11 protein-coding genes are annotated in these 15,243 nt (G+C 45.7%); 4 read left to right on the top strand and 7 right to left on the bottom strand.

Annotated features, from left to right (window positions below; genetic code table 11):
• Nucleotides 1-6 precede the first annotated feature (6 nt).
• The 5 genes from N1689_RS18300 to N1689_RS18280 all read right to left on the bottom strand — a co-directional run bounded on the left by N1689_RS18300 (nt 7) and on the right by N1689_RS18280 (nt 4,601).
• On the bottom strand, nt 7-2,592 hold the full coding sequence (locus tag N1689_RS18300) for a fimbria/pilus outer membrane usher protein (protein ID WP_260059700.1): 2,586 nt from the start codon (nt 2,590-2,592) through the stop codon (nt 7-9).
• 26 nt (nt 2,593-2,618) lie between these two features.
• Nucleotides 2,619-3,356 carry a molecular chaperone gene (locus tag N1689_RS18295; protein WP_161736963.1) on the bottom strand — a complete coding sequence of 246 codons (738 nt, stop codon included), beginning with the start codon at nt 3,354-3,356 and terminating at the stop codon, nt 2,619-2,621.
• Between the two features lie 61 nt (nt 3,357-3,417).
• Complete coding sequence (locus N1689_RS18290; RefSeq protein WP_161736962.1) at nt 3,418-3,948, bottom strand: fimbrial protein; 531 nt, start codon at nt 3,946-3,948, stop codon at nt 3,418-3,420.
• Nucleotides 3,949-4,052: 104 nt separating this feature from the next.
• Nucleotides 4,053-4,274: a hypothetical protein gene (locus tag N1689_RS18285; protein ID WP_260059695.1), complete on the bottom strand. Its 222-nt coding sequence runs from the start codon at nt 4,272-4,274 to the stop codon at nt 4,053-4,055.
• A 9-nt stretch (nt 4,275-4,283) separates the two neighbouring features.
• Nucleotides 4,284-4,601: a hypothetical protein gene (locus tag N1689_RS18280; RefSeq protein WP_161736960.1), complete on the bottom strand. Its 318-nt coding sequence runs from the start codon at nt 4,599-4,601 to the stop codon at nt 4,284-4,286.
• 1,047 nt (nt 4,602-5,648) lie between these two features.
• Between N1689_RS18280 and N1689_RS18275 the strand changes: the two genes are divergently transcribed.
• Both N1689_RS18275 and N1689_RS18270 read left to right on the top strand, forming a co-directional pair.
• A complete protein-coding gene (locus N1689_RS18275; protein WP_161736946.1) occupies nt 5,649-6,239 on the top strand; it encodes a helix-turn-helix domain-containing protein in 591 nt (196 codons plus the stop codon).
• 36 nt (nt 6,240-6,275) lie between these two features.
• Complete coding sequence (locus N1689_RS18270) at nt 6,276-6,911, top strand: LuxR family transcriptional regulator (protein ID WP_161736945.1); 636 nt, start codon at nt 6,276-6,278, stop codon at nt 6,909-6,911.
• 547 nt (nt 6,912-7,458) lie between these two features.
• Here N1689_RS18270 and N1689_RS18265 read toward each other — a convergent pair.
• Together N1689_RS18265 and N1689_RS18260 are read right to left on the bottom strand one after the other, a co-directional pair.
• Nucleotides 7,459-7,755 (bottom strand): NirD/YgiW/YdeI family stress tolerance protein, encoded by a 297-nt coding sequence (locus N1689_RS18265; RefSeq protein ID WP_260059693.1) that lies wholly within the window; start codon nt 7,753-7,755, stop codon nt 7,459-7,461.
• Nucleotides 7,756-7,813: 58 nt separating this feature from the next.
• Nucleotides 7,814-10,741 carry an autotransporter outer membrane beta-barrel domain-containing protein gene (locus tag N1689_RS18260; protein ID WP_260059691.1) on the bottom strand — a complete coding sequence of 976 codons (2,928 nt, stop codon included), beginning with the start codon at nt 10,739-10,741 and terminating at the stop codon, nt 7,814-7,816.
• A gap of 619 nt (nt 10,742-11,360) precedes the next feature.
• Between N1689_RS18260 and N1689_RS18255 the strand changes: the two genes are divergently transcribed.
• Both N1689_RS18255 and N1689_RS18250 read left to right on the top strand, forming a co-directional pair.
• Nucleotides 11,361-11,609 carry a DUF333 domain-containing protein gene (locus N1689_RS18255; RefSeq protein ID WP_161736942.1) on the top strand — a complete coding sequence of 83 codons (249 nt, stop codon included), beginning with the start codon at nt 11,361-11,363 and terminating at the stop codon, nt 11,607-11,609.
• Nucleotides 11,610-12,301: 692 nt separating this feature from the next.
• Nucleotides 12,302-15,243: S6 family peptidase (locus tag N1689_RS18250; RefSeq protein WP_260059690.1), on the top strand; the 2,942-nt coding region annotated here is incomplete at its 3' end.

Below are 15,243 nucleotides of genomic sequence, written 5' to 3'. Positions count from 1 at the left end.
ACCTCATTAACCCTGTGTATCTTTGTTGTCGGTATTAGAAGCGTACCGTACCGGCTGCATTTGATCGCTACTGCAGGTTGTCGTCAGTCTCGCCAGTGTCTGATTCTCACTGGACTGAACGGCACCAGATTCAAGGTTAACCAGACAATTGTCATTTGCCGTTTTCCCCCATGAAACATGCAGGCGGCTGACATCTTTATTCAGCCTGACGTAAATCTGACCACCCTGTGAAACAGTAGTTACCAGATTGCCATTTTCATCATTAACTGATGCACCAAAAGGTAAGGCATTGCCATTAGGCTGATTTGCCCTTATTAAAAGTGGTTTTCCCTTAGTGGTTTTATAGTCCAGTCTGACTACAGCACCTTCAACAGGAATAACTCGCTGTTGAGTTGACTCCAGCTCAACATCAAGCGGAATACCTTTCGGATCAATCGCCAGTTCATTTATCCTGTACGGGTTAAGATTAGGTACTATTGCTCTGCCGCTTCCGTTTAACACTATATTTGGATAACCAAGCACCCGAGCACCTTCCGCATCAGCGGCACTGACTACAGCATACGTAGTTGACTGATAGGCACTAAAGTTAATGCTATCAGGCAAGGCAACCACAGTTCCGCTGGCACCTGCTGAGGCTGAATAATAGTCCTCTCCCTTGGTATATGACGCTGTCAGCATGCTGTAAGGTGAACGATATTGACCACCGATCGAACCTGATTTTTTATTATCGATATCGCGTGCAGCACCTACGTTATAGCTATATTGATCATTCTCCCCTAGTACGCCATTAACTGCAGTTTGCGCAGTTACACCATCTTTATTATGTGTGGCGCTTCCGGTTACATAATTTTTACTTTCACTACCAAGTGGTATAGAGAAGTCGAGTGAGAGTTGCGTGTCATGCCCACCGGTTGAATATAATAATCGGTTTGCTGATAATGTATAGGACACGCGACCAATTCTATTATTATAGCCTAACTGAAATTGGGTGTTTGTACCGGTACTGTTCCAGTAATTTTGAACGAAACCAGTAAGATAGATATTCCCATATGACTCTCCAAAATTTTGGCTGGCAGTCAGTGAAAAGCGTTGTTTAGGCCGGGAGAGATATTGTGCTCCGTTAGTTTTATTCTTTTTATAATAGTTATTAATTTGCAGGGCATTGTCATAGCTGTAATAGCCTGATGACGAAAATCTATACGCTGCGAGGGTAAAGTTGGTGTCAGTCTGAGAAACTTTTTTACTGTAGGTTGCACGATAGCTCACACCCTGTTTTTTCTCATCGCCATATTTTGTCTGAGCACCGGTGATATCAAGAGAGATAGCGCCGATCGGTAACCCAAATGCACCGCCTAACAGCGCTGAGATATAGTTATCTGATCCCAGAATACCGGTATAACCGGTCAGGCTATTGGTAAAGCCATGCTGAAGGGTGCCCTGATAAACAGAAGGCGTATAAGCCATGTTGTCTTTACGCGACACACCTCCCGTCACAGAGTAGAACGTCATGCCCGGGCGCTTCAGTCTCGTCATAGCTGCATAAGGTACTGAAAAACGCGTTTCGCTGCCGTCAGCTTCTTTTACAGTGACATCTAAGTCGCCACCGTAGCCGGTAGGGTAGAGGTCAGAGATGTTAAAGGGGCCTGGCGAAACGGTTGTCTCATAAATTTTACTGCCGTTTTGCGATACAGTTACCTGAGCATTAGTACGCGCAACGCCACGAATTTCAGGTGCGTAACCACGTTGTGAATCAGGCCACATTTGATCGACAGTCGATATCTGTGCACCGCGGAATGAGAGGGTATCAAAGAGCTCGCCACTCGTATTACCTTCACCTAACAGTAAGCGTGATTTCAGTTGCGGGATATCACGCTGAACATAGGTGTTGATGGCATTATAATGATGAGACTCCTTACCTTGCTGGCGTCGCCAGCTTAATGAGCCATCATGACGAAACATCCAACCGCCAAGGTTAAAACCTGCCAGCGCTCTGCCATAAAAAGAGTCATATTCACGTCCGTCGTTAACAGAGCGGTAATAGTTGGTATCATAGTTAAGTGTTAACGCCGTTTCACCCTTATCCCAGAATTCTGGAGCGACATAGCCACGTGCTGAGCGCAGCAGATAAATCTGTGGAATTGAGATGTCCATCTGCATATCAGCGGAGTTGATTGCGGCATGACTCTCCTTAACCACATCTTCCAGTGCTATACATTGCTTACCTGAACGTAACTCTTCAGCTTGCTCAGAGCTGAATACCGTATCTTTAATGGAAAGGCTTTTTACCAGATCATAGGAAAGACAGGCCTTAGTACCTGCTCCCTCACGTACAACCTGAACATTCTCCCGACTAATCTGACGGCCATTTAAAAAGATATCCAGCGTGTAGACGCCGGGATCAATGGGGTTACCTGTTGCGTAGCGGGAAACATCTACTTTTACGCCAGCTAAATTTTTTACAAATGATTCATCGAAATCATAAGCAGTTTCAGCAAACGCTGACTGAGTTGCTGCGGTCAGAAACAGCGCCAAAAAAGAGCGATAACAAATTTTGCCAGTTGATTTATTAAAAAATACCGTCCTTGCCATCATAATTTCCCCTGGATAATTACCAAAAGCTACTCGTTTATTTTGCTTTCAACCTTACGTGCTGCACCAAAGTCGTCCAGATACTGATAATTAAATGTTGTTTTTATTTGACTTGTGCTCATGCCTTTCAGCGGGAATTCTTTTGTTTCGCCTGGTGCCAGCATTTCCCCTTTTTCACTGGCTAATTTATGACCTGAGTTATCTTCTGCATTAATCTGTGAGACGTTAACGTAGAAAGGTGAGTTGTTAGTTGCGGAAAGAAAATTAGGCTTTTGACCGTGGCGCCATACCAGCCCTGACGCAGCTTTATTGGCCTGCGCTGTATCAAACTGAACTGGACGATAAAAAATCTTGATGCGACTCCGGATCGCCATTTGCAACTGGTTCTGGTTAGCCAGGCTTTTATCTCGAGGAGGTATATCAAGGACATTAAGCCAGAAGATAGATTCTTTATCGGTTGGCAAATTGGCGCCCGTAAAAACAATACGTAACGTTTGCCCTTTATTCGCTTCCATACGGAAAACCGGAGGTAATAAAACGAAAGGAACATTTATCTTATCTACTGCTTCGTCAGGGTTGCCGTTATCAACCCATGCCTGAACAAGTGCGGGACGATCGCCGCGGTTATCCAGACGAACGGTAACCTCTTTTTCGGAGGCAGGGTAGATTACCCGGGTACCAATAATGGTCACACTGGCAAAGGCAGACGAAGTCATTGCGCAAGTGAGCAAGCAGGAGATTAAAAATTTAAAACTTTTTTTTTTCATGATATTAACTGAAGTGATGAAAGGGGAAGAGTGGTGAGGGCACTGCCCTCACCATAATCAATTACAGGTAATTGATTGAATAGTTTACTGTTGATGCAACGGTACCCGCTTCTGCAGCAGCAGTTGCATAGTACTGAGCTGAGTAAGACAGGGTGCCAGCCCCTGCTGTCAGAGCGACAGTGGCAGGAGAGGTAGACTGTTCAGTGCTGCCTGCATTGATGGCTTTGTTGGCGCTGTCCAGCAGTTGCAGATCAACACCGGTAGCGGTACCCGTGTTAGTCAGGCGACCGTTGGCGTTCACACCAGCGCCCTGCTCAAAGTAAGCGTAGACATCGCCCGTTGTTGCAGAGCAGTCGCTCAGCGCCAGAGTAAAGCGAGTGTTGCCCGCAACGGCACCTGCCGCATTTAATACACCGGCTGCTACTTTCGGCAGGGTAACTGTGGCAGTACTGCTTCCGCCGTTAACACTTACGGTACAGGTCTGAGATGCAATGGTACCGGTGAAGTTAAGGGTGCCATCTGAAGCTTCTGCTGCATTAACCTGCGCCGCTGTCAGCAGCAGACCCATAGCAACCATATATACCTTTTTCATATACTTTCCTTTGTATAAAATAGTGAACAACATTTAATTATGAGCGATTGAGTTTTATGACAAGCGCCCATTCCTTTCCGGAAGTCTATCGCCTTCCTGGTAAATCAGAACATCAGCAGGCCGAAAACTACGGCCGCAGCAACACCGACAACACCCATGCCAAAAGCAGTACCGCTAACCGGGTTAGCTTCTGGTATTGATTCCGGACGTACCCACTCAGTTTTTTCTTTGGAGCTTCCGCCAATCTGTTTGAAGAAATCTAAAATTACGGAAGTTAATGAGCCGCCACTGACGCCTTCAATTTCATTAGTTTTCAATTCACGCATGATTTTTCCTTATGCAGTAATTACTGGCGTGCCCAGGTCAAACTGGTTTTCCACGATGTTATTGAACCAGCCTGCAGTTGTTTCCCAGCCATTCATTGCACCATAAAGTGCGCCATCAACCAGACCTACAACGGCACCGATAACCAGGCCGCCAGCTCCTGAAACTAAGCCAACGCCCAATAAGCCGCCCGCACTACCGCCACTCATGGCCCATTTGAGACCGAAAGCAGTAATACCTGCAGCTGCACCTACAACGACTGAACCGATGAAATCAAAAAAACCTGCGCCTGAAACGGTCTGCATTTCAACAGATGTTAACTCTCTCATTTATATCTCCACGATTAATCAATTATTCAGTTATTCAGTTATTCAGTAATGAATTTTTTAAAATGCCGCTTCAAGCGAACGGCGTTATTAGATTCGGAGGCCATAAAAAATAAAATAGTAAAGTATCCATAATTGATTTTTGGTGCGGTTTTCACTGGCTATATAAAGTTTGAATTCATTACATTTTTTTTACATTCTTTATAATTTGGACGGGTGGGGTGAGGTTGTTCATATTATGGATAAGTTATTTCTCTTCATATTTGTTGAGGTGTCTTGCGTTGAGGCGGCACTATCAATTTCAGGCGGTGAGAATGGTACACATTCTGCGATGTAAAGGCTTTGAGAATAATCTATAGGGGTTTCTTAAAACAGCCTGATTCTGAGTAAGTGAGATTCATATGAAGCGTAAGGTAAAATCCTGGCGCTTAGAGCCTTATCCATTAATGGAGTATAATGCTTAAAAAATATAAAAAAATAGAATTTAAATCTATATATTAATAATTTGTCGATTTAAATGTCTGTTATGGGAATGCTATGGTTTAATTTATGCCATCAGGTGCTGTGTTGGTTTTTTTTATTTTTACGGAGGAATTAACAATGATTCTATTATGAGTAACCATGTGAAGATTATTACAGGTTTTTAAAATGCCACTGCGTACTTGTTTTTTTAATACGGTGTTTTTATAACATTAATTTCCATATGGTTATGATTGATTCCTTTTTTAAGAAAAAAGTTATAACCCTATCAGTAAGTCTCTACTTGTTAGTTTGAATTACTGATTAAATGACTTTAAAGCGGTGAAATATCTGGTTGTTATGCCATTCGCTGGCTTAATGCTCTTCCTTTTTGCATGTTTGTGGTGTTGAATTTTATCGCAATGGTTTTACTATAGTGAAACCAATAACGACCTCTTCTATGGCTTATATCCGGGGGAAGGCCAGAGATCAGAAATACACCAGGCGAAAAAAAGAGACTATAACAAACGGATTTTTACTAATTTTTCTACTAATCACTAACTTCGTGTTAGTTAGATTGAGTTAATTATTATGTATAGAGTGACTGAGAATCATGAGCGGATCATCGATGCGCTGGCCGGGTACACCCAGGTTGCTAATCCAGATGAGATTTCACGCGGTAAGCGTCGTTATCATCTCACTAAAGATAATGTACGCCGTGTAATGTTCATTCTTGATGGTGACTTCTTACTGAAATTAAAGAGTGAAAATAAGGTCTTAAATATTCTGTCTGCTCCCTTTGTTGTCGGTGTCACACCGGCACTCGATGAACCTCCTGTCTATCTGGAAAGAATCGATTATGGGAAGGTCAGTTTCATTGATTACGATGTGTTCTGGCGACTGGTATTTGAGAAAGACCTCTTTAACGATGCCATGTCCATTCTTTCGGGCCAGTACTCAGACCTGATGAACTACATTCAGCTACCCAAGAATAACTCATATGATGAAGTGATTTCTTTAATTGGTCGCTGGGAAAAATTGCCACCGCATCTTAAGAAGCGCTTTTCGGCACTTTACCTGATTGAAAACAGTTCTCATCTTTCAAAAAGCTCCATTTGCAGGGTTTTGAAAGAATTAAAAGAGAAAGGTGAACTGACCCTGGTTAATGGCAAGTTTACCTGATTTTTTTATTTAACTTTTGGGATGCTTAAGGGAAAAATGCATTTTAAAGTCGTTTGTACAAATGAGAACTACTTCTTTCGGCTGGGCATCTCCAAAATTATTGAGGAGGCACTGTTATCAGATACGTCAGTAGAATTCTTACCCGCCTATGACGCGAAAAATTTATGTCAGGCGGACTTTATACTGATTAGTGTTGCACAGTGGCGCCTTTATATGTGTCAGCCTGCCTACCGGGATCGGAAGCCCGGTAGCATTTTAATGGTCTTTGTTGACGATATTGAAGACATCACTCCTGAGCATTTGCCTCTCTGCTATCGTTCTTTGATTATCATTTCGCGCAGGGATTCTGTTCGCGATATTGCTGATAAAATCATCCGGTTCTGGCTGGGAAATCAGGGGAGCGCCAGAGGATTTGTACCCACGGATTGCTCACATTGCGATTTCGCGCGTATTACAGTAGTCCAGCTGCAGGTGCTAAGTTTTCTTAAGAAAGGGTATAGCGTAGGGCAGACAGCTAAACGGCTGAATCTCTCCGCTAAAACAATTTATGCACATAAATACAATGTCATGAAGAAGTTTTCGCTAAGTGGTGATATGGCCTTTAACGCCTTCATCAATGATCTGACGCTGCTTGAGCTTTATAAGGGGGTTATTGAGTCTGCAAAATTTTAACTCCTTATGCATCTCATATGTCCGTGATCCTGCAAATTACAGCGTTAATTCTGATGTCCGGGTTTTCTGTGATGCATAACGGCATTCACAGGCTGTCTTCTGGTCGTTAAGGGTTGAGAGGTTTATGTGAAAAAAGAACCGCGAAAAAATCAATCCCTGGTCATCCCTTTTAAAAGGGTAACGGCACTCATGTCAGGGAAGGTTATCTGTATTTACAGTAACGATGTGGTTGCTGCACCCGTACTTCATCTTCCCGATGCGTTTCAGTCAGGCGTGGGAAGCCGTTATCCTTCTTAGTCAGCGCTGACACTCAAAGAAACGCACATAAGTACACAGAAATCTTCCGGACAAACGCGTGAATGCTCAGCCGGATGGCTAACCAGCATTTGAAATCAATGGTTTTGAGAAATAATGACGTTCAGGCGCTATCGGTACATGGGTACACTGTTTGTACTAATTACTTTTACAAACGGTAAGGAACCTGAAGCTTCTGATAAGTTAAGACAAGTAAAAAGCCAGTGCTGCCACTGGCTTTTTTTTCAGATGTTTATTTCAGAATATAAACACGATCTACGTTGATTTCGCTGTAGCCATCATCCCGGTCAACTTCACCGCTGACCCGTACCTTTTTACCAATCAGATAGCGATCATCGTCATCATCATCGTCTATATCGACACGGATGCGGCCAGTCGGGTCTTTTAACCAGTAGTGATCATCATCGGCCCTGCCAGTGATCGTTCCCGTGAGCGTAACCTGACGATCGTCGCGCAGGGTTTTCGCCACTGCGACCGTGACTTCCTGCCGGGCATATGCCGAGCCTGAAGTGATGAAGGCCAGGATCATTCATAATATTTTCTTCATTTACGTCTCCTTTAATACCCATCATTTGTTGGTTTATTGACTAAAAACTAAAACGATAACCGGCGTTAACCTGGCGCTGGTTGAAGCGATTTCCATTTACCCTATCTCCTTCAATAAAAAGGGTATGGTTACTGATTTGCGCACTGACACCGATACCGTTATTCCAGCCATTACCTTTAAACGAGAGGCGCTCATCTGAACCATTCAGAGCATAAGCAGCATCCCCGTCAAACTCGCGCAAAACACCTGTTTTGACATAAGCATTGAGTTTGTAGTTGCTCTGATTGACTTCATAACCTGCCAGTACGCTGGCTCTTCCCATCATGGATTTGTAACTTGAGAGATTAATGTTGAGGCCATTCGACGCCTGTACAGAGGTTCCATCCTGATGACCGGCAGTCAGCTGAAACTGTGGTTCCAGGTAAAAGCCAGTAAGGTCGTCAGAGAAGCTGAACTTCTTGCCGGCTTCGAGTGATCCACTCAGGCCTGATGAGACACCATGTCCGGATACGCGATTATTCTGCGTATCGCTGACATCAAATTGATTTCTCAGGCGGTTGAATTTCAGTACGCCATCCAGGTAGAAGCCTGCATCATTCAGCCATGTGCCGTAGATACCAAAATGTTCAGATTTAGTCGTGCCATCGCCAGCACGATAATGAGGCGAGCCCTCTGTTGCTCCCATAAACAAGCCCAGATAAATCGGCAGATCATCGGACAGGCGTTTATCTACCCCAAACTGATAGCCTGAATAATTCATGCTGAAGTTGCTCAGCTTGCCATTGGCAAAACCACTAAAACGCCCATCCATTCCGCGCAGCCAGACATTGCCGCTCGTCTTTCCCTGGCGCACATCACCCATACGCTGCATCAGAGTCTGCATTTCGGCATAATTCATCAGATAACCGATGTTAAGGAAGTTGGCGCCTGCATTCGCTGTGGTGGTGATTGTTGAATTGTGATTTTGTTCTGCTGGCTGTGTAGGATTTCCATTTTCTTTAATGTCTTTATCTGAAGCCGGGTGAATGTTGTTATCCGTTGGGGCTACGGGGTGTTGGTCTGCTGAGGGTTTCTCATCAGAAGCAGGTTGAATGTTGTTATCCGCTGGAATAGTGGGTTGCTCATCTGCAGCAGGCGCTTCAGGCGCTTTTGGCGATGAGAGAACCCAGTTAGTTCCCTGTTTGTTGACCGAATAGACATAGCCACCCAGTTCAACGTCGGTGTTGCCCCTGAACGTCGCGATACCATCGGTAGTTTCAACAACGGTCAGCACTTCATTTCCTGTGGTAATGGCACTGCCGCGGTTCAGAATATTCAGACCGTATTCACCTGCGCTGCTTTCGGTCACCACGATTTTGTCGCCAGTATTATTTACCCCTTCACCATCGCCGACCAGATTGGTACGAAGGGTAAAGTTGCCGCTACCACTCAGGTTAGCAATGGTCAGAGTGGAGTAGGTCGCATCGTCTGTTGCTGCTGAAAGGTCTGCCAGTGAGTTATTTAATGTCAGGTTATCAAGATTAGATGTTTGACTAACGTTCCATGTGCTGTTAGTGAGGCTGACGTTTAAATGACCGCCATTCACATTATCGCTGGTAGCACTACCGGACCACAGTGAACCCGGCTCTAAATTAAGATCGATCAGGCCCCCCAGCGATACCACGCTGCCGGTGATTTCCGCTTTCCCCTGAGAAGTAATAACGCCCGGGGCAAACCCTTCGGCGTAGAGTGTTGCTATTGCTACTCCGTCCGGAGAGGCCATATTGATAGAGAGATCGCCTGTCAGATTGGTCTGGCCACCATTCCAGGCGACAACACCGATTCCTGTATCAGGGCCGGTGATGCTGATGTCTTCGCCATTAATCACGCCTCCCCCCAGAGACCAAAGGCCTCTGCCGACCATATCTGATTGTTTAAGAACAATATCTGTGTTTGCCAGATTGATCACTGCACCTGTCGATTGCGCGGATGCGCCATAACCGCCAGACTGAATGATGTTGCGTTCCTCTTCACTGCCTGAAAAGTTGAGGATGGCATTATTATCCATTGCAACAAGGCCGCCAGTCTGCGCTGATGAGATCACGCTGCATGCGCCGACATTTATCAGGCTATTTTCTCTGGCTGAAATGCCAGGAGAAGTCGTGCCAGATGTGCTGATTGTCAGATGATCGGCAGTCAGTTCACCCAGGCTCCAGATGCCTGCAGAAGTCTGACCTGTGGTGATAATGGTTGAGTGGCTGCCCAGATCAACCGAGCCATTATCCTGAATATTGATGCCCTGCGAGGTGTCGCCAAGAGTATTAATGGTCAGCGCTTCCGCTTTAAGCGTTGCGGCACCATTCATCGCATCACCGGTCAGTGTATCCACCTGTACGCCATGACTGTTGGTCCCGTTGGTCTGTATACTACTGTCACGGCCTAAATCAACGTTTGACCCGTAACCGCTGACGCGCAGTGCAATACCGTTGGTGCCCTGGGTACTGATACTCGATGCTTCGGCCTGCAACGAGGATTGATTGCTTACAACCACCCCCTCTGCGTAAGCAATACCTGATCCAATCGATGTGACGGAGCTACCTGATCCCAGATTGGCAGTAACCTGCTTTCCACTGAGCTCCATCGCCACTGCGGATATTCCTGAAACATTGAGAATTAATTTATCAGCAGTAAAGTGACTGTTCGCAGCCTGGATGAAAATTCCCTTAGCGTAATGCTCAGGGTCTTTCACCGTAACTGTGCTGCCCGAACCGGCTGTCACTTCAGCAGCGGTTGCACCTGTTACAAGAATGCCATAATAACCATCGCCAGATGATTGATCGGCGATTAATGTGGTGCCATCTGCCAGCGTAATATCTCCGCCTCTCTGGCTTCCGACAATAGCCGCCGGACTGACCAGAGGCAACATACCCATACCACCCGCCAGTACCATCGCTTTTACGCGTTTATTTAAGTCAGTATTATTATTCATATCTGTGACTCTTCCTTAAGGTTTTATTAAAGGGCCGGGGGACTCTGAAAGTGTTAAACAGGCATGCCATTTCGCACTTCATACGCTTCTCAGGCCCGATACGAATTAAATGTCTTGTTAATAGAATCCATTAATAACAGCATTTTTACTTAGGGCGGCAGGATTATGCAGGTCAGGCGTTAATTATGTAAAGAGAGTGAAAGTATGCGTCTTTTGACAACAGGTTAAAAGAATCGAAGCACCACAAAGGAATTTCCATTGAAAATTAAGATTATGTGCTAACTGTCACTCGGGAAGTCTTGTTATTTATTATTACAGTCATTCTCTTTTGGTGTTTATTTGTTGTGTTTCGCAGGTCAGTAATGAGAATGCTGGTAGCAATAGGTGTTGTTAAGAGAGGGTTTAGCGCGTGGGTGCTATCATTATTACACGCTCAGATACATACCAGACTTTTCCATAAACTGGTCAGAAAGGAATCTGAAGCCATCGCCGATGAAAAACGTATGACAAAGAGCGAATTAATTAATGCGCTAATCGTTATTGCGCTTTGTGCCATAAGCGTTGTAAGCATGAGAAGCGAAGTCTCACCGACCTGAAATTGATGCTGAGAGAGGGTTATATGAAAATCATAAACAGAATAACAGTTGGCTCCCTGATGCTGGCCACGCTACACATTAGTGCCTGCACGCCCCATCATGCTGAGCCACAGCGCCTGGTAATGCAAAATCCTGCAAGTCAATGGTGCCTGCAGCGTGGCGGACAGCAGGTAAAGGATGAATCATTGAGCACCAGCACACTCTACTGCCTGTTACCTTCAGGAGAAAGGATTGAGCAGTGGGCGTTGTATCATCGCGATCATCCGCAATAATCACTTTTCAATTTTTCCGCCAGTAGGGTTAACGAAAGCCATTGAAATGCAAAGATAATTAACCTGAGGCTCTGTCTTAGCTCAATGCTGGCTAAATCTTTGCAAGACACCCGATCATTTATCGCAGTCCTTTTTTGTGGACTGCTACGGATGTCTCGTGTCGTTCTGACTCCATGAATGGGGTTAACCGCGTGTTTTATGTACACCAGACACTGAATTGGTTAATCCCATGAATGATAATGAATATTATTTCTACAAAGTATTATAAGATTTTTTAGGTAAGAATTAATATCAAGGTAGAGGAAGTGACTTTTCTGAATTAATAAATTATTTTTTATCAGTAAGTGTTTTTTTATATCTATTTTGATCTCATTTGGCAATTGTCCTGACATGGTTTTCAAGAAAAATATTAAATCTGAAGCTTGTAATCCAATTTGATAATGGGTTTTTATAGCCTTTTAATACAATGAGTTATCACAAATTTTACGCTAACCTGCCTCCTTTATTTGATCTGAATCAATATCTATATAAAACTCAGATTCTGTTACCGATTGTCATAATGATACTATTTCATTAATTAAGGTGTTTCTCTTAAATAATAATAGCCTCATGAGGATAATCCATTGAAACATTTTGGAAGCGCAGCGTTATGTTGCACCTTCTTTATCTGCACCAAATCTTATGCGGGCATAATGCGACACGATATTGATGTACAGGAATATCGTGATTTCGCTGAAAACCTGGGAAATTATTCGGTTGGTCTGACAAATATACCTGTCTATAAAATGGATGGTTCTTTATCAGGCTATCTTGATTTCGCCATGCCTGATTTCGGTATGGTAGCGACCTATGGCTACAGCACGCTGGTAGCACCCTCGTATGTTGCCAGTGCCCGTCACAACACCGGCTATCAGTCGTTGAAATTTGGCAACGGTGCACAGTATGGCGCCACCTATAAGCTAATTAACCGCAATGAATCAACGATCTCAGATGTTGATTTTCACCTCCCGCGTTTAAATAAAGTTGTTACAGAGGCCGCGCCAGCAGAAGTGCTCGATAAGACGACTATGCGCACTGCGGATAAGTCACGCTTTTCCTGGTATACCCGAACCGGGGGGGGGACACAAAGTCAGGTCAGTGAGGATCAAACAACACAGATTACGCTGAGCGGTGCCTACAACTGGGTAAGCGGCGGCACCATTAATGCGGATACGATAACGACGCCGTCCGGAACCCTGCGCGCGATTAATTACGGTCCAGACAATCCACTTACTTCGCCGCTCGCGATTGGTACCCTGAGCGGTGATAGCGGCAGCCCGATTTTAGCCTTTGACGAATTTGATCAGAAATGGAAAGTGGCGGGCGTATTACATGGTGGAACCACTGCGGCAGGTTATGGCAGTACTATTATGTGGGAATATATCCCTGATGGGTATATTCAGACCATTAGCGCTATCAATACCTCGCCAGATGTTACAGACATTGCCGGTGCAGGCTCCATTCTCTGGGACGCCCAGGGCATAACCCAAAATAATGCATCCTGGTCATGGAGTGGCCTTGATAAAAAATATGCGAGTATTGCCCCTTCTCAGTCTACTAATGAAGAACTTGATGCCACCAAAGATCTGCGCTTCAACGGCGCTGGCGGCCTGATTACGCTGAATACACCAATCAATATGGGCGCAGGTAAACTTCAGTTTTCTAATAACTATACCGTGGCTTCAGAAGAGGGCGTGAATGCAACCTGGGCAGGCGGCGGTGTTGAAGTTGACGCAGACAAACAAGTCCTGTGGCAGGTTAATGGCCTGGCAAGCGATGCGCTGCATAAAATCGGCGCAGGTACACTACATATCAATGCTGTAGGTACAAACCCGGGTTCGCTGAATGTGGGAGAGGGTACCGTTATCCTCGATCAACAAGCTGATGCCTCGGGCAATAAACAGGCGTTTTCGTCAGTCACTTTAGTGAGTGGGCGGCCAACCGTTATACTGAACGATGAAAATCAGGTCGCGACTGACCAGATTTTCTTTGGTTACCGCGGTGGTCGTTTAGATTTAAATGGTAACGCGCTGAGTTTTAAAAAGATCAACCATACCGACAGCGGCGCTACGCTGATTAACCACAGTGATAATGAAGCAACGCTCAATATTACCGGCTATACCGCCGCAGATGTTCCTTTTTACAGCTATACCGGCAGCAATCGTACAGGTACGCCGGGATCTGTTTATGTTTACAAAAATCCCTACACTAAAGATACGGAGTATTTTCAGTTAAATACGACATCTTATGGTTATTTCCCTACTGATAAAAGCTCAACCTCTATCTGGACGTATCTGGGTACCGATGCGGATGAAGCCATCAATCATCGCCTGACACAGCTGAACGTTCAGGTGTTCCGCGGTTTTCTGGGTGAAACGCTGGAAAATGCGCTGAATGGCGTGATGAACGTTAACATTCTACCGCGTAACGCCACCGCGATTACCGCACTGACCGGCGGTATGAACCTGAACGGCAATCTCAACGTTGATAGCGGTACGGTGGTGTTATCTGGTCAGCCGGTTCCACATGCGGGAGGCGTTGTCATTGATGACGACTGGAACACTTCACTGTTTAAAGCCGATCAGATCAATGTAGGTACTGGTGCGCATTTCCAGGTGGGAGAATACGCTGGTGTGAAAGCCAACATTGTTGCTGCTGATTCGTCAACGCTCTCTTTTGGCTATAACGATAGCGAGCTGGCAGGCGAGAAAAGCTGGCGTTGCTATTCTGCCATCTATTCTGATGATGTTTCCTGCAGTCAGCCATTGCGAAGCGCGGATGCACTGGCACTGCTGCCCGCCAGTGAAGTGGAAGGTGATGTTCAGCTGGCGAACAACGCCTCACTTTATCTTGGGAAGGTTAACTATCAGGGGGCCGTGACATCAACGGGCAGCAACCTTATGACGCTGGATGCCACTGCGAACTGGACGATGACCGGCAACAGTAATGTCAGTTCACTTCTGGCGAAACGTGGTTCGACACTTTCAATGGTGCCTTCGGGCAACTGGAGCGCCAAAACATTGAATGTCGATACGCTGAATGCGACCGGGTTAAATCTGATGTTAGGCGTTAAACCCTCCACACTGGAAAGCGACAAACTGATTGTAAAAAATTCGGTGAGTGGTGGCGACAACCTGCTGGACGTAAGTCTGCTAATCGGAAGTGAAGAGGACGTTGCGCTGACCCAGGATCTGGTGATGGTTGATGCACCTGCTGGCACGTCTCACAGCTATTTCTCTTTTGCAGACAGCTACAGCGGATTTAGCGTTTACACCCCCAATTATCAGGTGAAAGACGATAACAACCGTGTTTTGTGGGTGCTGGAAAGTAACAAGTCGGCTGAGCCGGAAGTCACGCCTGAGCCGGAACCGACGCCAGCGCCGGAAGTTACCCCTGAGCCGGAACCGACGCCAGCGCCGGAAGTCACGCCTGAGCCGGAACCGACGCCAGCCCCGGAAGTTACCCCAGAGCCAGAGCCGACGCCAGCGCCGGAAGTCACGCCTGAGCCGGAACCGACGCCAGCGCCGGAAGTCACGCCTGAGCCGGTACCGACACCAGCGCCGGAAGTTACCCCTGAGCCGGAACCGACGCCAGC

The sequence above is a fragment of the Pantoea sp. XY16 genome, assembly GCF_025153065.1.
GTDB classification, from domain to species: Bacteria; Pseudomonadota; Gammaproteobacteria; order Enterobacterales; family Enterobacteriaceae; genus Pantoea; species Pantoea alfalfae.
This window is presented reverse-complemented; position numbering and strand designations above follow the sequence as displayed.

Bases quoted from the DNA above. Each gene is read 5' to 3' on its own strand.
- N1689_RS18275 (WP_161736946.1), top strand. From the start codon at position 5,649: ATGTATAGAGTGACTGAGAATCATGAGCGGATCATCGATGCGCTGGCC.
- N1689_RS18260 (WP_260059691.1), bottom strand. From the start codon at position 10,741: ATGAATAATAATACTGACTTAAATAAACGCGTAAAAGCGATGGTACTG.
- N1689_RS18255 (WP_161736942.1), top strand. From the start codon at position 11,361: ATGAAAATCATAAACAGAATAACAGTTGGCTCCCTGATGCTGGCCACG.
- N1689_RS18295 (WP_161736963.1), bottom strand. From the start codon at position 3,356: ATGAAAAAAAAAAGTTTTAAATTTTTAATCTCCTGCTTGCTCACTTGC.
- N1689_RS18265 (WP_260059693.1), bottom strand. From the start codon at position 7,755: ATGATCCTGGCCTTCATCACTTCAGGCTCGGCATATGCCCGGCAGGAA.
- N1689_RS18290 (WP_161736962.1), bottom strand. From the start codon at position 3,948: ATGAAAAAGGTATATATGGTTGCTATGGGTCTGCTGCTGACAGCGGCG.
- N1689_RS18270 (WP_161736945.1), top strand. From the start codon at position 6,276: ATGCATTTTAAAGTCGTTTGTACAAATGAGAACTACTTCTTTCGGCTG.
- N1689_RS18280 (WP_161736960.1), bottom strand. From the start codon at position 4,601: ATGAGAGAGTTAACATCTGTTGAAATGCAGACCGTTTCAGGCGCAGGT.
- N1689_RS18300 (WP_260059700.1), bottom strand. From the start codon at position 2,592: ATGATGGCAAGGACGGTATTTTTTAATAAATCAACTGGCAAAATTTGT.
- N1689_RS18285 (WP_260059695.1), bottom strand. From the start codon at position 4,274: ATGCGTGAATTGAAAACTAATGAAATTGAAGGCGTCAGTGGCGGCTCA.